The organism is Paenibacillus sp. FSL L8-0502 (assembly GCF_038593055.1).
Taxonomy (GTDB): Bacteria; Bacillota; Bacilli; order Paenibacillales; family Paenibacillaceae; genus Paenibacillus; species Paenibacillus polymyxa_D.
The window spans coordinates 2591270-2608847 of sequence record NZ_CP151958.1; the positions used below are offsets into that span (position 1 = coordinate 2591270).

22 protein-coding genes and 1 pseudogene are annotated in these 17578 nt (G+C 40.2%); 12 read left to right on the top strand and 11 right to left on the bottom strand.

The features are described 5' to 3' along the window. Positions 1–42: 42 nt before the first annotated feature. Positions 43–618, bottom strand: a complete 576-nt coding sequence (locus NSQ57_RS11550; RefSeq protein ID WP_029515088.1) for an NAD(P)H oxidoreductase — start codon at positions 616–618, stop codon at positions 43–45. Between the two features lie 234 nt (positions 619–852). Here NSQ57_RS11550 and NSQ57_RS11555 point away from each other — a divergent pair, with 234 nt between their 5' ends. Next, positions 853–1224, top strand: coding sequence for a helix-turn-helix domain-containing protein (locus NSQ57_RS11555; RefSeq protein ID WP_029515086.1), 372 nt, complete (start codon positions 853–855; stop codon positions 1222–1224). A gap of 101 nt (positions 1225–1325) precedes the next feature. Here NSQ57_RS11555 and NSQ57_RS11560 read toward each other — a convergent pair whose 3' ends face one another. Continuing rightward, positions 1326–1754: a VOC family protein gene (locus NSQ57_RS11560; RefSeq protein ID WP_029515084.1), complete on the bottom strand. Its 429-nt coding sequence runs from the start codon at positions 1752–1754 to the stop codon at positions 1326–1328. 202 nt (positions 1755–1956) lie between these two features. On the opposite strand from NSQ57_RS11560, the gene NSQ57_RS11565 reads away from it, so the two are divergent. Continuing rightward, positions 1957–2154 carry a DUF3934 family protein gene (locus NSQ57_RS11565; RefSeq protein WP_029515083.1) on the top strand — a complete coding sequence of 66 codons (198 nt, stop codon included), beginning with the start codon at positions 1957–1959 and terminating at the stop codon, positions 2152–2154. A gap of 115 nt (positions 2155–2269) precedes the next feature. After that, positions 2270–2962 carry a pseudouridine synthase gene (locus NSQ57_RS11570; RefSeq protein WP_029515081.1) on the top strand — a complete coding sequence of 231 codons (693 nt, stop codon included), beginning with the start codon at positions 2270–2272 and terminating at the stop codon, positions 2960–2962. Positions 2963–3017: 55 nt separating this feature from the next. Here the strand turns inward: NSQ57_RS11570 and NSQ57_RS11575 are convergent, their stop codons facing one another. The 4 genes from NSQ57_RS11575 to NSQ57_RS11590 are packed head-to-tail and all read right to left on the bottom strand — an operon-like array spanning position 3018 to position 7015. Beyond that, positions 3018–4118, bottom strand: coding sequence for an endospore germination permease (locus tag NSQ57_RS11575; RefSeq protein ID WP_340957757.1), 1101 nt, complete (start codon positions 4116–4118; stop codon positions 3018–3020). A gap of 12 nt (positions 4119–4130) precedes the next feature. Next, entirely contained in the window at positions 4131–4358 is a 228-nt protein-coding gene (locus NSQ57_RS11580; RefSeq protein ID WP_029515077.1) for a hypothetical protein, read from the bottom strand. Positions 4359–4364: 6 nt separating this feature from the next. Then, a complete protein-coding gene (locus tag NSQ57_RS11585; protein WP_318628355.1) occupies positions 4365–5573 on the bottom strand; it encodes a Ger(x)C family spore germination protein in 1209 nt (402 codons plus the stop codon). A 14-nt stretch (positions 5574–5587) separates the two neighbouring features. Then, complete coding sequence (locus NSQ57_RS11590) at positions 5588–7015, bottom strand: spore germination protein (RefSeq protein ID WP_029515074.1); 1428 nt, start codon at positions 7013–7015, stop codon at positions 5588–5590. A gap of 270 nt (positions 7016–7285) precedes the next feature. Here NSQ57_RS11590 and NSQ57_RS11595 point away from each other — a divergent pair. From NSQ57_RS11595 to NSQ57_RS11605, 3 genes and pseudogenes are all read left to right on the top strand, one after another. Then, a pseudogene (locus NSQ57_RS11595) lies at positions 7286–7411 on the top strand (LysE family translocator); the annotation flags it as partial. Positions 7412–7577: 166 nt separating this feature from the next. After that, a complete protein-coding gene (locus tag NSQ57_RS11600) occupies positions 7578–7946 on the top strand; it encodes a hypothetical protein (RefSeq protein WP_165150101.1) in 369 nt (122 codons plus the stop codon). A 125-nt stretch (positions 7947–8071) separates the two neighbouring features. Next, entirely contained in the window at positions 8072–8914 is an 843-nt protein-coding gene (locus tag NSQ57_RS11605; RefSeq protein WP_342426050.1) for an alpha/beta hydrolase, read from the top strand. Positions 8915–9067: 153 nt separating this feature from the next. On the opposite strand, the gene NSQ57_RS11610 is transcribed toward NSQ57_RS11605, so the two are convergent. After that, positions 9068–9670 carry a TetR/AcrR family transcriptional regulator gene (locus NSQ57_RS11610; protein ID WP_340957754.1) on the bottom strand — a complete coding sequence of 201 codons (603 nt, stop codon included), beginning with the start codon at positions 9668–9670 and terminating at the stop codon, positions 9068–9070. Positions 9671–9858: 188 nt separating this feature from the next. Here NSQ57_RS11610 and NSQ57_RS11615 point away from each other — a divergent pair, with 188 nt between their 5' ends. Continuing rightward, positions 9859–11064 (top strand): MFS transporter, encoded by a 1206-nt coding sequence (locus tag NSQ57_RS11615; RefSeq protein ID WP_340957753.1) that lies wholly within the window; start codon positions 9859–9861, stop codon positions 11062–11064. A 480-nt stretch (positions 11065–11544) separates the two neighbouring features. Here the strand turns inward: NSQ57_RS11615 and NSQ57_RS11620 are convergent, their stop codons facing one another. Beyond that, positions 11545–11763: a helix-turn-helix transcriptional regulator gene (locus NSQ57_RS11620; protein WP_250262078.1), complete on the bottom strand. Its 219-nt coding sequence runs from the start codon at positions 11761–11763 to the stop codon at positions 11545–11547. A 114-nt stretch (positions 11764–11877) separates the two neighbouring features. On the opposite strand from NSQ57_RS11620, the gene NSQ57_RS11625 reads away from it, so the two are divergent. After that, entirely contained in the window at positions 11878–12156 is a 279-nt protein-coding gene (locus NSQ57_RS11625; RefSeq protein WP_029515068.1) for a DUF6809 family protein, read from the top strand. 89 nt (positions 12157–12245) lie between these two features. On the opposite strand, the gene NSQ57_RS11630 is transcribed toward NSQ57_RS11625, so the two are convergent. Beyond that, positions 12246–12464, bottom strand: a complete 219-nt coding sequence (locus NSQ57_RS11630; protein WP_029515066.1) for a helix-turn-helix transcriptional regulator — start codon at positions 12462–12464, stop codon at positions 12246–12248. 560 nt (positions 12465–13024) lie between these two features. On the opposite strand from NSQ57_RS11630, the gene NSQ57_RS11635 reads away from it, so the two are divergent. After that, positions 13025–13600, top strand: a complete 576-nt coding sequence (locus NSQ57_RS11635) for a hypothetical protein (protein WP_322252602.1) — start codon at positions 13025–13027, stop codon at positions 13598–13600. A gap of 641 nt (positions 13601–14241) precedes the next feature. Here the strand turns inward: NSQ57_RS11635 and NSQ57_RS11640 are convergent. Continuing rightward, the gene (locus tag NSQ57_RS11640) at positions 14242–14397 is read right to left on the bottom strand and encodes a hypothetical protein (RefSeq protein WP_230585206.1); all 156 of its coding nucleotides are present in this window, start codon (positions 14395–14397) and stop codon (positions 14242–14244) included. Positions 14398–14649: 252 nt separating this feature from the next. Between NSQ57_RS11640 and NSQ57_RS11645 the strand changes: the two genes are divergently transcribed. The 3 genes from NSQ57_RS11645 (at position 14650) to NSQ57_RS11655 (ending at position 16548) form a co-directional block, all read left to right on the top strand. Next, on the top strand, positions 14650–15882 hold the full coding sequence (locus NSQ57_RS11645; protein WP_342426051.1) for a WXG100 family type VII secretion target: 1233 nt from the start codon (positions 14650–14652) through the stop codon (positions 15880–15882). After that, positions 15869–16189 (top strand): hypothetical protein, encoded by a 321-nt coding sequence (locus NSQ57_RS11650; RefSeq protein ID WP_237449070.1) that lies wholly within the window; start codon positions 15869–15871, stop codon positions 16187–16189. The genes NSQ57_RS11645 and NSQ57_RS11650 overlap by 14 nt, the downstream gene beginning before the upstream one ends. An 83-nt stretch (positions 16190–16272) precedes the next feature. Beyond that, complete coding sequence (locus NSQ57_RS11655) at positions 16273–16548, top strand: hypothetical protein (protein WP_318628357.1); 276 nt, start codon at positions 16273–16275, stop codon at positions 16546–16548. Between the two features lie 578 nt (positions 16549–17126). Here NSQ57_RS11655 and NSQ57_RS11660 read toward each other — a convergent pair. Further along, the gene (locus tag NSQ57_RS11660) at positions 17127–17360 is read right to left on the bottom strand and encodes a hypothetical protein (protein ID WP_318628358.1); all 234 of its coding nucleotides are present in this window, start codon (positions 17358–17360) and stop codon (positions 17127–17129) included. Between the last annotated feature and the right edge of the window lie 218 nt (positions 17361–17578).

Below are 17578 nucleotides of genomic sequence, written 5' to 3' on the forward strand. Positions count from 1 at the left end.
AAGATTTCCGGCCTTCGTGTCGGAGGGGATTGTAAATAAAGCCTAATCCTTGCCATAATTCAAACCAAAGTGATAAGCTTGATCCAGCAGCATTACAAAATGACCGGAATTTGAACTCAGGGTCTCATCTAAGAATTCAACCTTGGAATTGGAAACTCCGCAATAATCTGCAATTCCCACATTCAGCAAATGAGTAATCATTTCATCATAGTTACGCTTTTTCAACTGTTCTTTCGAAACGCCGGCCAAGCCAAGCCACAAGATATGCTGATGATGCAGGTGATTCGAACCGTACGCAAACCCATTGTTCCATACACGGTCAATATAACCCTTCAGCATAGCTGGCAAATTCCACCACCAAAGTGGAAAAATAAATGCCAATGCATCATGCTCCTTCATCCGCCTTATTTCCATTTCTACTTCAGGGGAAAAGGACTGTTCCGCAACTGTCAAATCCGGTTCATCTACTCCTTTTAAAATAGGATCAAAACCAATCCCATGCAAATCTAATATCTCATAATCGTGGCCTGCATCGGCAAGACCCTGTACGAAACGATCAGCAACCTTAAAGGTCAAGGAATCTTTTCTCGGGTGTGAAACAACGGTTAATACTTTCATGCTTCTTCACTACCTTTCTCAATAGCTTACTTCTAGGAATGCTCAATGCTTGATGCTATTATATACAGTAGGAAAATAATCTGGAAGTACGCACTTCTAAGTTCTATAGGATGATACAGGTGCCATAGGAACATGGAAGTGCCCTAGGTAGATTCCCTAGAAACTGATCTGAGTAATGAATTGAAGTGATGGGTTGTTCTGAGCAAACGAAGCCTTCTAAAGGAGGATTAAGAAATGACTGAACAGACAAAAAATAGGGTTCAAAAGAAGTATCAAGTTGGAGTGGAAGCGGCTTTAGAGGTGATGGGAGGGAAATGGAAGCCTTTAATTATCTACCATCTGATGACAGGACGGAAACGAACGTCTGAGTTTCGTCGGTTAATACCCGGCATTACACAAAAAATGCTGACCACTCAGCTCAGAGGCCTAGAAAAGGATGAGATCGTTACACGAAAGGTTTATAATGAAATCCCTCCTAAAGTAGAGTATGAGTTAACGGACTACGGCTGGGGATTAAAACCCGCGCTAGACCATTTATGCTACTGGGGAGAGGATCACCTGGATAAGATTCATGGAGACAAATTCAAGGTTTTGGAAGAATTCTAAGGCTGCTGTATAGAGTAACTTTAAGCTGATATTAAGCCCTCACAAAGTATTCAATTAGAATAGCTTGCGAGGGCTTAACTATCGCAGGGTAATATAACAGACTAACTGTCGGTCATTCCGTTATCATAACTTAATTGCCATTCAATTCCGAACTTATCTTTAAGGCTACCGTAACATTTGCTCCAGAATGTTTCTTGAAGTTCCATGTTTACGGTTCCTCCTTCTTTTAATTTATGAAAGTACGATCGAATTTTCTCTTCGTCCTTATTGACGATGGCGAGGCTGATGTTGTTTCCGGCTACGAATGGCATACCAGGAAAAACGTCTGAAAACATGACATTACTACCATCAATTTGAAGCCGCGTGTGCATGACCAGATTTTTGGCTTCTTCTTGTAGAGGATAATCAGGATTGGGCGGTGCTTCACCGAACGTCATAATTTGTGGTTTCTCAGTCCCAAATGCCTCTGCGTAAAACTCCGCTGCTTCACGACAGTTTCCATTAAAGTTAAGATAAACATCAACAGACATGTGTTTCACTCCTTTAAGAATCATTATTTTTCCATACTATATGGCCTTATCTCATTATTAACCTGTAAACTAACAAAAAGATCCGTTTTGCGAAAGTATTTGCGGCTTAACATGTTCAATTTTTAAAACAAATGGGCATTATATTCAAAGTAATGGTATGATAGCTTAGTTAAATCTGAACGACTAGTAATGGAGTGATCATATGGGTGGAAAAAGCAAGGGCGGCGGGACCGGCAGAGGCACAGGTAGTAAGGGATGGACACGCTGGAACAAAACTGCGAAGCCAGTAAGGACAAAAAGCGCTTCTACAAGCGCACCGGGAAGCAAAGCGGCAGGTGGCACAAAAGGCGGCACTGCCAAACCAACAAGGAATAAAAACGGCGGCAACAGTAGCAAATAAGCCGGGAAAGTATAAGTTGTCGTAAACGGCGAACATCTGATTAAGCAAGAACAATCAGGTGTTTTTTTAATTATTTTATTTAAACTCACATATTATAATCAGAAGCAGGTGAATCGTGAGAATTAACAAGTACATCAGTGAGACAGGATTCTGCTCACGTCGGGAAACCAACAGACTGATTGCAGCAGGACGAATTACGATTAATGGCATTGTCTGTGAAGCGGGCGCGGAAGTAGAGCCACAGGATATCGTGCTGATTGATGGGGAAGTTATTCCGTATAATTCCAGTGAACCTGTATATTTGGCTCTGAATAAGCCTATAGGCATTGTTTGTACCGCAGCAGAACAGGTTGCTGGTAATATTATTAGTTATGTTAACTACCCTTCGCGGATTTTTGCCATTGGCAGGCTGGACAAAGCGTCAGAGGGACTCATTCTATTAACCAACGATGGAAGCATTGTCAATCAAATGATGCGTTCCGAGCATGGTCATGAGAAGGAATATGTAGTAACTGTAGACAAACCTGTTACAAACGAGTTTACGCAGGCTATGTCTTGTGGCGTTGAAATATTGAACGTTATTACCAAACCGTGCAAGGTTGATCGTACAAGCGAATACGAGTTCCGCATTATTTTGACGCAGGGTCTGAACTTGCAAATTCGCAGAATGTGTAAGGCCTTGGGGTACAGGGTGCTCAAGTTGGAACGTGTTCGAATTATGAATATTACCTTGGATCATCTGGAACGTGGGCAATGGAGACATCTTGAGAGGGAGGAACTGGAGTTGCTTCTTGCTAAATTGCAATAATGAGTACAACAAAAGTTTATTTGAAGGACAGTATGTTCATACGGCCAACGCAACTTTAGTGATACTTTTTACGAAATTTTAGCGAGCCGCCTACCTTACCCACCAGCCATAGCACAATAGGAAACACGATACCGAAAATCATGGCGTAAAAAGGCCATACTGAAAAAAACTTGGTTAAAAATTGCATATTTGGCCAAATAGAGTGAACCATTGCCAATGCGATTAGGATCAGAGGAACTAAGAGAGAGTTAGCGCTTCGAAGACGAAAAGCATCTGCAAGCCCTTGCGCTGAAACATATAAAAGTAGTGCGAGTCGAAAAAATATGGTGACAAACCAGAACACTGCAACAACAATTTCAAACCGTTGAAGAAACTCCCCGTTACTGATTGTTCGGCTAATAAAATAAGTGGGAAATGTCAAATTAGATACAACACCTTCACTCATCACGGCGATTATTTGTAGAACCATGAAAAAATACATGCCGCCGCTAATCAATGCAGAGGTAATCACTGTCTTTCTCCACTTTTTTGGATCGGGGATGTACTGTGCAAAAAAAAGATACAGAATTGCTTCAAGGTAGGGAAAGGCAAACAAATTGAACGAAGCGAGAACGATAGGGTTCAAACCATACTCGAAAATAGGGAGCACATTATCTATGTTGGTATCAGGAAGGAGGGTAATCCTGACCAAAAGATACAGAGCAAGAAGGAAGAAAAACAGGATTTCCGCGCAACGGCCAATTACAGCAGGGCCTGATCGAACGGCGAAATAAATGACTATTAGCATGATGAAATATATCGCTTCGGAGGGAGTTTCCGGCATAATAGCTATCGTGATAAAGTCGCCCAGATTTCGAAGTGTCATAATGAACACAAGAAAGGGAAACAAAAAAATGAAAACGATGCTGATCGTCCCGCCCAAGGGACCGAAGAGGCAACGGAGATGCTCTACAAAAGATTTCCCCTGTATTTGCCTAGCGATGGAGGCATATAAAGGTATCAATAACAGATGGAAACCTAAGGAGACTGGAATGGAGAGCCAGGCATCTTGTTTAGCGACAGCGGTAATTGCCGCTGGGAGTACCAGATATGCGCTTCCTATTTGATATAATGCAAACCACATAATAGCTTGTCGAACGGTCAGGTTGGAATTCATCCCAATGCCTCCTTAAGATAATATTTCAGTAAGTAACCGGCTTATCGGTTGAAATAGGATTTGGATGCCCGTCAGTGGAGTCGGCAGTTTAATATTGGCGATCCGTAGGATAATCAATATAACGCCTATAATCAACAATATCGAGCTGAATACAATTTCACGCACATATTGTTTCGCCTTAAATTTTTTAAACTCATACAACGATGTTAAAATGGAAGTTACGAGAATCACATAAAGCATATGCATTCACTCCTGATTGTGTATTCCCATATCAATTGGACTGGTAATGTCTCCGAACCGGACTAAACGATAGTTGAGCTGAATATCCACTTTAAGCGTTTGAAATTTTTGTGGCCAATCCTCTTTCCATCTATGCCATTCACGTGGGAACTTGCGGTGAAAAGCTTCTCCAAACCCGAATATATCGGAACCGATTTGTTGTGCGTGCGAAATGCCTTTCTTCAAAGACTGTTGCAGATGCTCTTTAGCTGATTCTTGAAGATCTCTAAATGTCTCTTCATTCTTAGGGTTGGCATTGCACGAGATCGTTCCGATATTGGATTCTGTATCCACAATAAGAGAAATGTGCGGCTCATGGTCTATTATTTCTGGACGCATCTTTACTTTGGAACGGATTACTTCAACAACAAATTTCCCTTTGGAATTCGGACAATCGATGGAAGCTACGGTGCTGGAAACACGGTTGGATATATATGTAAAGGCTTTACTTTGTGAATCATCCATCCAATTGATAAGTCGGTCGCCCTTGAAAACACCAACTCCAGTAAAAAAATATTTAACATGTTGGGGCGACTTTGTCACATTATCAATAGTTAGACCTTTTTCTACGTTTGTCAGTCGAATACCGGTGAGAACCGGTTCAATGCCATCCTCTGTAAATTTCTCTAAAATATCTTTCACATTGACCGCGGAAGTTGGAGCCCATGCTTTTTCAGAAAGCCTTAATGCCTTATACATATCCATTGCAGGCAAGATCTCGGTTGGAGCTACAAAAGTAACGGCCTCCTTTGCCGAGTTTCCTCTGACAACGGCCAAATAGAAATCAGGTCGAACTTCATGATCACGGAACAGAAAGTCCAGCGGCTCCTTGATTCCTTTTTTTGCCGTTTTCTCATCAAAAATGACAAACTTTAAGTGAGACATATACATTTTTCGGGACGATTCCGTTGTTAATTTTCGAATAGCTTCAAATATGGTATCGGCGCGCTTGGAAAAAACGATCGTTGGCGTCCGTTCCATGGGGGAATTCTGCGACATTTTCGATGGGTCAACCACTTGTAAACTGACTTCATATTGGTCATCAACGGCATCAATGCCCAGAGCCATCACGACGGAAATTGCACTCAATTCCTTACTGTTCCAGCAACCCGTAAGAAACACCATTAGCCAGATGCACATAAACAGTAATAAAATGGTGGATCGATACGAGTTCATGATGGTTTACTCCTTTAGTTTTTACGATGTTTTTTAGTTCTATATGGAAAACGCAATATGGCGTCCCTCTGCTCCGACGATTTGTAATTGGCAAAGGGGCTCAAATACGGTACACCGAATGAATGAAGCCCATTCAGATGTACAAAGAGCATGAGAATACCAACAGTCAATCCGTACACACCAAACATAGCGGCTATGCCTATGAAAGCGAAACGTAATATCCGGATTGGAATAGCAAAAGTGTACGAGGGAATGACAAAGCTCGAAATGGCAGTTATTGCAACAACAATGACCATAACAGCCGAAACGATGTTTGCTTCTACAGCTGCTTGGCCGATCACTATTGACCCGACAATAGAAACGGCTTGACCGACCGTCCGTGGCATACGAAGACCTGCCTCCCTCAGAATTTCAAAAACCACTTCCATGATCATCGCCTCAATAAATGCTGGAAACGGTACTCCTTCACGTTGCGCGGATAAGCTTAATAACAAAACGGTTGGAATCATATCCTGATGGAATGTCGTTAATGCGACATAAATGGCCGGAGCCAACATACAGATTGCCAGGCAAATGTACCTTAATATTCGAATGATACTACTGTAAACAAAGGATTGATAATAGTCTTCTGCGGATTGAAGGAAATCTGCAAACACCGCAGGTGCAAGGATGGCGAAGGGAGATCCATCCACAAATATCGCTATTTTCCCCTCCATAATTCCTGCTGCAATAGAGTCTGGGCGATCAGAATTATAAAAGAGCGGAAATATCGTGAATTGTTTATCTTCATGGAGACATTCTTCCAAATATTCGCTTTCAAGCACGCCTTCCACATGCATGTTCTTTAACTTGGATATCATGTCCTGCACCTTTTTTGGGTCAGCGATCCCATGTAAATACATGACCGATATATCGGTCTTAGTTTTTTTGCCAACTTTTAGGGTAGTTAGACGTACTCTTGTATCCTTCACCCTTCGACGAACCATAGTCGTATTCGTACGTAAAGTTTCTGTAAACGCTTCTTGCGGACCTCTGACCACTGGCTGTGTCTTCGAGTCCGAAATGCTGCGTTCTTCCCATCCAGGCAAAGAAATGACCAATCCTTCATCCATATCGTTCAGGAGTAGGAGAAGACCACCGGAGAGGATCTGTTCCAAGGCATCTTCAAAGTTTTGAGTAAAGTTTGCTTCACCAATGTCCAAAATTGCGTTTTTCAATAACGGTAAAGTGATCTCGTCAGAGGAGACACGATCATGCAACGGACGGATCACGTTATCCTGTACCTTTTGCATGTCAGTCATGCCGTCCAAATAAAAAAGAGCAGCGTGTTTATGGCCAGTCGTGATCTCACGAACAACAAAATCCGAACTGTTTCCCATGAAGTCACAAATGAGATCAATATTCTGGCATAATTGTCTTGAAAATTTGGTATGTAACTTCATTTTCACCCTCCTCAGATACGTAGTATTAACAATAATCCAAAATAATACCACAATAATCCATAATTGCGTTGTTGTCGGTAAGGTCAATGACATCTTCAACGGTGGAGGATAAAGGCTATTCTCTTTCTTTGAAGGCTTGGTATGATGAGGAAAAGCAAAAATGATGGGAGAACGTGACTACGAAGGATACAATACCTGCAATAACATACTATATGCTATTTATCTTAAGATGTAATATTTCATGAGAATACGCTAAAAGGAGTTTTCCTTATGAATATTACATCAGTTTTAATTTATTGTTTTATTGCTACCTTCACACCAGGCCCTACCAATATCGTCATATTATCCACAGTGCATCATTTTGGAGCAAAAAAGGCAATGAAATATACGTTTGGAGCATTTGAGTATATGTCACATCTAAAGTGAGGAGGAGGGAGTATGTTTAAATAGGCTACAGATGACTATCCTTTTTTGGAATAGTTTACTTGTGTAGTATAATACTTTTGAAGGATATTCTTTTCTATCAATTCATTTAAACATCCAAATAGAGAGGTATTTGATCATGCTATTTATTACAAAAAAAACGATCAATAAGCTAGCAGAACCTTATAGAGAATCTGACATGCTTATCTGCTATTCAACTCCACAAAGCTTTTCGGCATATACAAGTCGAGCCATATTACTCTTAAATAATGATAGGATTATTATCCTTTTCCTCAATCTATTTTCCACAAAAGTAGTACAAAAAGTTGAATATGAAGTTGCTGATTTACAAGAACAAAAATATCATTCTGGACACCTGTCTTCTGCAATATGGTCATTTAAAATCAAAGGCCAGCATTGTAGGTTTAGGATAATCAAAAAAATTCTTACTCTTGGCTCTATGCAAAGAGATTTTCTGAATTTCTTGCAACAAAATAATTTAAACTAGCGACCGAGTAGATCGGTAATTTCTGTCTGCCTAAGGCGGGGCACCGTAAGTACTTTATGGGGATAAGTGATGAAGGTAATATTCGGTGTTTTTTTGTTATATATCATTGAGGGGAGGAATTCTACATGAACGAACAACTCATAAAAAGCGATGGAATAGAAATCTGTAGTGAGAGTTTCGGCGAGCAAGTTAACCCGGCAATATTACTGATTATGGGGGCTCAATCCTCATTGGTCTGGTGGGAGCAAGAATTTTGTCAGCGTTTAGCTGAGACAGGTCGCTTTGTCATTCGCTATGATAACCGAGATGTTGGACGTTCTACAACCTATGGACCTGGTCAACCGGACTATACCTTCGAAGACATGGCAGATGATGCGATTCGAGTATTAGATGCTTATAAGATTGAGCAAGCGCATATCGTAGGGATGTCTATGGGCGGTATGCTGACTCAGTTGATAGCTCTACGACATCCAGACAGAGTATTAACCGTGACTCTTTTAGCAACGTCAAATTTTGCTTCCGATCTTCCACCGATGGAGAAAAAGGTTATGGACTATTTCTCGAATATGGGAGCAATAGATTGGTCGAACGAACAATCGGTGGTCGATTTTGTGGTGGGTAGATCAAGAATTTTAGTCGGTTCAAAGCATCCTTTCAATGAGAAAAAGGTTTATCAATTAGCAAAAGAAGAATGGAAAAGAAGCAACAATATGGCCAGTATGAATAATCACGCTATGCTGTCAGGCGGAGAATCCTATTTGGCTAGAACAGGGGAAATAAACGTTCCTACACTGGTTATACACGGTACTGAAGATTCGATTATCCCTTATGAACACGGAATAAATCTTGCTAACGCAATTCCGCGTGCGGTTTTACTGACATTGGAAGGTGCCGGGCATGAGCTTCACTATGACGACTGGGATTTAATAATCGATTCTATCTCAAAACACACTTCGATACTCAATTAGGTCAGCTGATGTGTAGGATAGCTGAATAAAGCCGTTTACGAGAGAAGCAATCTTCCTGAATAAAAAGGCAATCTCCTTTTTTAAGGGGATTGCCTTTTGCTATTTGTATGCCCTTATTTTCATGAAGACTGGGCAAGTCTCAAGTCTCAAGTCTCAGGCACAAGTATCCCAAAGCTCCATCAATTTAGTTATGGCTGTATCAATGTTGTCTAGGGACACACCATCTCTGGCTTCCGTAGATATACCTTCCAGAAAGGTAACGAATAGTGTGGTTAACATGCTAACATTTGTGGATTCTTGAAGTTCTCCATTCTTGGTAGCTCGCTCAATACGAGCATAGAACTTGTTCCTAGTCACTGCTCTTTGCCTGATCAATAGTTCTCGAATATGAGTGTTTTCTGGGGAACATGTATTTGCAGAGAATATGACTAAACAACCCAAGGGATGGGTCTGCTCAGTCTGCATGATTGCTGAACTTCTTAAGGCTAATTCAATAGCTGTGCGCGATGAAAGTGAATAGTTTGTAAGGCTTGTCGATACTTGTCCGTATGTAGCCAAATACCGGTCCAGCGCTTCTTTGAATAATGCGTCTTTTGATTCAAAAGCTGCATAAAAGCTGGCTGAGGAGATGCCGCCCATCGCCTTTTTGAGTTGAGCCAAAGAGGTTGATTCAAATCCATGCTCCCAAAACAACATCATAGCTTGGGAGATCGCTTCGTCGCGACAGAATTTACGTGGTCTTCCGGTTCTAACCATGGAGTCGCCTCCTTATATCTTGTACTTATATACTAATCGATCCAAAAGTAATTGACAAGACAGAGAGGTATCTTTAAAATGTGGATTGATCGATCCATAAGTAAAATAAAAGGAGAGCAAATCATTGGCATATATGCTTGATTTTTCGCTTGAACTTGTTTTGAAATCGATTTTAAGGAGCTGCGCTAATGTCCAGCAATAACTCTTCTACTACTGTAAAGATTGCTTCTTCCGCCTCCTCTGAGCGCTTTCCCTGGCTTGGTCTGCTTGCTTTGGCTATGACAGGATTCATCTGTATTATGACGGAAACGATTCCGGCTGGTTTGCTTCCGCAAATAAGCAAGGGACTTTATATTTCAGAGGCAATGGCGGGTCAACTGGTCACTGTCTATGCCATCGGTTCCCTAGTGGCTGCCATCCCTGTAGCTATAGTTACCCGCCAATGGCGGAGGCGTCCGCTGTTACTTCTGGCTATTTGCGGGTTCCTGGTTTTTAACAGTGTCACCGCGATTTCTTCCAGCTACATACTGACGCTGGCTGCCCGTCTACTGGCAGGAGTTTCGGCTGGAGTTCTATGGGGGATGATCGGCGGTTACGCTCTCCGCATGGTATCTGCTACATTGAAGGGGAGGGGGATGGCCGTTGCCATGGTTGGAACGCCGATCGCCTTGGCTATTGGTGTCCCAGCGGGGACGTTTCTGGGGAACCTTATGGGTTGGCGTTCTGTTTTTGGAATTATGTCACTACTGACAGTTATACTGATCGCGTGGGTGCTTTGGAAGGTGCCGGACTATCCGGGACAGTCCTCCGATAAGCAAGCTTCGATCTATGCAGTCTTCCTTACACCGGGGATTCGGCCCATACTATTGGTTGTACTGACCTGGATGACAGCCCATAATATTCTTTACACTTATATTGCTCCATTTCTTGCGGCCAATGGGATGGGGGAGAGAGTGGGGCTGGCGCTGGCTTTCTTTGGCATTGCTGCTCTCATAGGTATATGGATAACTGGCGTATTCATCGACCGTTGGCTGCGTAAGCTTGTTTTGATTAGTCTTATTTCCTTCGTCTTAATTTCTATTGCCATGAGCTTTAGCAACTCCAATGTCCTTATGATCTATATCATTGTTACGGTATGGGGTTTAACTTTCGGTGGCGCAGCAACGCTGTTGCAAACGGCGCTTGCTCAGGCTGCAGGGGAGAGCAAAGTGGATATGGTTATGCCGATTAACACGACCGTATGGAATCTGGCTATCGCTGGCGGTGGGATGGCTGGGGGTATTTTACTTGAAACTTTTGGTGCGGGATCATTTTCATGGGCGTTATTCATACTCTTATTCCTTGCGCTTCTCGTGGCTTGGGGTGGCAAAAAGTATTCGTTCCCTCCACAGTAATATGGTAATTAGTGAAGATTTTTTTAAAAATTTTCTTGTTATGACTTCTAACTTTAATGCACAGAAGATGCTGTCCCAAGGGCAGTTGCAATAAAATAAGGAGCATTGTTCAGGCCGATGTTGTCGACAGGGCAATGCTCTTTGTGTTTGCATTCAATCTTACTATAAAAATGAGGTGCAATACGCACCAGACTGGACAGCCTGTAGTTCGACTTCGCCATCCTCCAGAACTAGTAGCAACTGATGCTCTGTGTCTGCGAACGGCTTGTCGCCTAAGGGGAGTTGGGTATGTACATAGACTATACTATGATGGTCCTTCTTCGTTCCTTCGTAAAGCCAATAAAATGACCCATACTCTTGGTGTAAAACTGATTACGGAGGATGGGAAATCTACAATAAAAGAGAATTTTGCGTTGGTTGAAAAACATTTATTGAAACAATGCACAATTAGATTAAGCCTATATTTATTTCTTAGAAATGTTATCCCGCCGGGTAGGGCTTTATTTGTTTCGTTCTATTTAGTAAATAGTCTGTGCTTGTATGGTGGAAATTAGCTAGTCTAATTAAAATCTCCGTTGGAATGTCTATTTCCCCACGTTCATAATTGCTGTATATCCGCTGGCTACAATTCAGATAATCGGCCATTTGAGTTTGAGTCAAATCCTTATCTTCACGTAAATCTCGAATCCGTTGATACATCTTATTCACCTCGAACTAAGAATATATTAGCGAAATAATCGCTATTGATTTTTAGCGAATAATTCGCTAAAATTAGTCAGAGGGTTAATAATACATATCATGAAGGAGTAGAACATGAGTATCTTGGAGAACTTTTATTACGGAAAATGTAACCCAAGTGAACGAATCAAATCGAAAGACACTGAGTTTGAACTGGTCTCTCAGAGAATAGCCGATGCTGAGGAAGCCCTCAAAACAAAATTGCCAGAACAAGATTACAAATTAATTGAAGAGCTTTCGGATTTACAAGATGTTTTAATTTCCTTATTGTCCGCTTCGGCTTATATTGAGGGTTATAAAATGGGGGCACTAATAATGATTGAAGTATTTGACGGGAAAGAAGAGTTGAAATAGGTAGTTCAGAAGATTGTAGGGGGCGATTATAAAAAAATTTGAAAGGTAGCTCCTTTATGAGGAGTTACCTTTTTTATTTCTAAAAGTAGCTAGCCTGCGGGATAAGGTTTTTTTTGTTTCGTTCTGTTTAACAAGTAGTCTGTGCTTGTGTTATGGAAATCAGCTAGTTTGATTAGAATCCTTGTAGGAATATCAACATCGCCGCGTTCGTAATTGCTATAAATTCGTTGACTGCAATTCAAATATTCAGCCATTTGGGATTGAGTCAAATCTCTATCTTCACGCAAATCTCGGATCCTTTGGTACATCTTCTCACCTCCAAACCTAGAATATCCCAGCGAAATAATCGCTTTTTATTTTTAGCGAATATTTCGCTATTTAGTCAGAGGATTTCATTTAGGTTTAGAGCATGAAGGGAACAAACGTATGTGCATCCATTTATTGTTTGAAGTATATGATTTTGAGACTCAATATTTTTACCAAATATGCGCACCCACCGTTTCTTACTGCGCTTGCTTCTGTAGACATGATTTATGTTCCCTAATTTGGTTTGTTGAAAAATCAAAAGGCCGGCACATTGGCCGACCTGGTTCACCGAGGCTCGAAAGCGGCGGGGTGTTCCTTATTTAATTTTCCATGATATAAATATATCATGCTAAAAGTCTAACGAACGGCCATCATTCGGTCAAAAGTTATTTAATAAACAGTCTCTTTTCACAGGTTATAATAACCATTTATTGTCCAAATACTATGAATAGATATTATTACAGGAAAAAACAACTACTATATCCCTCTATTTTACAAGTATATATAATTCATGTTAGTATATCGATGAAAATACCAAATATATGAAGAGAGGATTGATTTTATGCAAAAGTTTAAGCAATTGGGTATCGCGTCATTATCAGCTCTTATGTTATCATCGTTTACACTTCCTGCTTTCGCTAATGCTCAAGCTGTAAACAACGTAGAATCTTCTATAACTTCAGAGACTAAGATAGACTTGGAAAATGGAATTGTTGATGAAAGAGTAGAGCAAGAATTAAGACAAGTTGATTATGATGACCTTTTCAAAACTGTAGGCACTAATCTTGGAATGGTCGATACTCAACGTCCATCTGGGGAAGTAAGTACACAAGGCTGGAGATCAAAGTTCGCAAAGGAAGTAGCGTTAGAATTAATTTCTAAACTGAAAAATATTGGATCACGTGCTTGGAATGAACAGATAAAAATTTATGTAGATAAGATACCACTTTTGACCGACGGTGCAAAAGAAACTTTGAAATATTATCTTGGTTATCAAGTAATAATGCAAGCTTTGGATATCATGGTAGATTTCACAGGCACAGCAGAGGACGGTCTTGCTTACGCCTTAAAATATGTTGGGTTGCCTGCGTGGTTGGCCGAACCCGCATCCAGAGCTATTGTCTTCTTCTTGCTGTAAAATCGGAAAAAAGGGGGACTAAACGTGTACATACTCGCATTGATTATACTTATTACTACAGGTTTGGTATCCATAGCTGATATTTTGTTTGATATAAAAGATTCCGGTGAAGGAATCAGGTTGATGGTTAAAACTTCACAGGCTCTATTCTTTTTATCATTGTTGTTTTTTACAGTAAAAAGCGGTACCAAGAAAAGAGACTGAACTCGTCACACACAGAAAAAGGGTGGAGTTGATAAACTATATCAACTCCACCCTTTTTAGTTATTCGTCGTACGTGTTGATATAACCACTGCTTCTATTGGCTTAGCAAACAACTTCACTTCCATTGTTTGTTTGTTATTTAATCACTTCCAGTCTCAATGCAGCAGCTAAAATACTCAATACCTCGATCTTGATCCTCCTAAACGTGCCCTCGCTAATCCCCATTTCCCCGCAACTAATGTAATCAAACTCTCCTCATCATCCAAATAACTGCGCTGGATAACCTCTCGTTGTATACTGGACAATTTGCTCATTGCAAGCTCCAGCAGCCGATCTTTAGCCTGAAGCTTTGCCTCCCTGTTCACGTTGTATGTGGCGATGTTCTCCGTTTGCTTGGATATTTCATTTGTCGATTGATGCTCTCTATATGAATACGCCTAAGTAATTGCTGCTTCCCGACGTACAAAGCCAATCTGACGATTCTGACGAACTGTTTCCAAATATTCCTCCACCGCAAGGCTGGTTGCTTTTTCGTCGACTAAGTCCTCCTGGTAACCATATTCCAATAAAAATTTTCGATAACCCTTAGTCATAGCGTGCTGCTCCTTAGGGAGATTACCTTGATGTAAATTGACTAAAATAAGATATATATTTCGAATATTCTGCTGAAGATGAGGCATTAGAAAGGTACTTCTTTATAATGAGGAGGAGCTGTATTTAATAAATATAAGTCAGAGGTCGTAGGGATTAAGTCTTCTAATTCATATAACAATTAGTAATAAAGATGGTCTTCCATAAATTTGAATAATGTTATTATGTCTTAATGAACTCAACCGAGGTAAATTATGACAACAATTAAAGTGACACCTGAACAACTTATAACTGTCTCTAAGAAATTTGAGCTTGCGCAGCAAACGGCGATGCAAATGAATAGTCAGTTATCGCAGCAAATTTCGTTTATGGAACGATTTTGGGAGGGGATAACAAAGGAGCAATTCTATTATAGTTTCCAAACATCTCAGAAGAATATGGCTGACTTTGTTACACTAACAGATTCGATTGCTAGAGAACTACGGCAGCATGCAAATAAATTTAGTTTAGCAGATATGATGGAGGATGGGAATCTAGACCCAGGTTGCTTGCCACCTCCACCGAATACTTGCGCAGTTCCTGTTGCAGATACACGAAATGCGCTCCAGAAATCGGCGGATAGCTTAACGGAGCTTGGTCAGGATTTTGTAGCAGCTAATTCAGAACGATATGAGAAAAAATTTGATTCAGTATGGAGCTTCCTAGATTATATGTCGTACGGCATTCCGAAGGGAATGTATCAAGGGTACATGGAACGGGCAGCTAAACAAAACGATTCATGGAATGATATGCTCAATTTCGGTACATTTGGTGTAACGGGCATGATTCAGGGAGCATTTAATCCCACAAATGCATGGTCAAAAGAACACTGGGCTAATATGATCGGTACAGCAGGATTATTTGGAGGAGTTAGTTCAGTAATCAAACCTAAGATTAGTTTGAAATCATCGGTTAAGTATGAGGGCGCAGTGGACTTACGACAAATTTCTTCGGACGGTTTGCGTAATGAATTGCCATTAACAGATGTCCAGAAAACGGAGATTATTCAGTATACTAAATCGTTGGATTTTCCCGAAGATAATATAATAATGAGTAGACCTGGTTTTTATGATGAGTGGAATACAGGTATGATGTACGATAGATTTATTATAAATACAGATGTATTACCAGCAGAGCATACAGGAGTTGGAACCTTAAGTGCTAACTCACGTGTGTCAGCCAAGGCAACGATTGCACATGAAATTGTGGGACACTATGAGGCATATAAGGCAGGGAGAGCATTTGAATTATATGATGTTGCTCCAGATGCATTTAAAATAAATTTTGCTCTAGATGAAGCCCAAGCTAGTATAAGAGCTGCAAGGTTCGCTCCCGATTTAACATCAATAGAAAGGATGACGCTACTGAGGGATGCCATAACCCGATTAAAAAGTGCTGATTTGCGTATAGGTGATGTTAAGGGAGAACTTTATATTGAAGAACGATAAAGGGGTAACGTTTAAAATGGAAAAAATAATGGATGTTAGTTTAACTTTTGAGTCAAAAGATGAAGGTACAATTATAGTAGGAACAAACAAAGGATTAGACCATTTAACCTACCCAGAAATAAAAAAAATCATAGGTGATAAAATTCTTATTAAAAATGCAAATCAAATTGAGACGGTATTAAGCGTTAGCTCTGTTCAAATTTCAACTTCAATGGCTGAAAGGAAAAATATTGGAATATGCATTGGCAAGTTAGCATCTCCTGATCTTGTTCAAGTTGGGGCAAGTATTTACAGTTTGGAACATTAATTAATATCAGTTTAAAGGTGGAATAAAATGAATATATTAAAAAAATTGAAGAAGGAAAATGTTCAATAGATGAGTTAGAAAATTTGCTAGAAGAAAAGAACCCCATAGTTTTATATCATGCAATGACACATATCGGAAAAGAAGGTATTCGTACAGAGGAAATATTTAAAAAATTAAATGGATTATCTTTAAAAAGGGAACATCAAGATAAGCTGATAGGTCATTATAAAGTAGGAGACTTAGCAATAGCTACTATGATAAAACTTGGAGAAAAAGAAGATGAGATGACTGGGTTTAAGATATTAGACGAATTTGAAAAAAAGATGGTTTTCCGTTTATGTGAAGAAATCGAATGGTAATGCCTCCTGTTCGTCTGAATGCACTTAATTCAAAACTTATTTCACCTCGAACCATGAGGAGAAATAAGTTTTTTTCATATCTAATGGAGGTGGACCAAATGAATAGAATACTTATTCAAGCTGTAGAGCGTTTGTATTCAATTCATTTTGAAAGTTTAGGTGTGTTGTTGAGGTCCAGAAGGCAAAAAGCAAACATCGTAGGTTTAGACAGGTAAAGACAATCGTTATCGATGCTAGTGCGCTTGGACTCCGTAACAATCCGTTTAATATTAAACCCAATTTCATTGAACACCTAAATATCCTTGATCTAAAAATGTTAGTGAAAACAGTTTGGCTTGGATCGTTGAATATGGTTACTGTTACGCATATCCGCGACTAAAAGAAAAGGATCGGGCATTAATGAGAGGGGATAAATGTTATTTATAGATTGAAGTTTGAATTGTAAGATAACTCATGATTGATGGCTATTCTGGTTAGAACTAGTCGCATAAAATGGCATGAATATAAGCTTCGCAACAGCCTGGAATTATTAGCATACTCCACAAGTTGCAAAGCTGTCGCCCAATTTGAACGGTCTGTTAAAGGACAGAAGCCGACACTTCTTGTTGTCGATCTTGGCATTTCCCCCCGGCAACGATTAGAATCGCATGCTTTGCTCTCCCCGGAAGGATAAAGCCTTGGCGAACCATGCAGGAATGATGCCCAATAGTATCGACCACTTGTTCCAAAGTGGCGTTTATGGTATTATATTCCTGGATATCGTTTTCCCGAATGTGTAGCCTAAAATTCGCTTCAACGCTTACTAACGACATAATATTCCTTTGTAATTGTGTAAAAGCTTTCAAGTTCAACTCTAAAGTTAAAGTTTTCAATCGGTACGTGTAATGAAAAAGAAGGGAGGGGAATTTGGGAATACGATCGGTAGTTCGTTAATATACAGGGTTGCCTATGAACCAGACACTATATTTGAGCACCTTGAACTTTGGGGATTGACATTTGAGCACAAACAGCTCGAAGAGCACCATCTTGC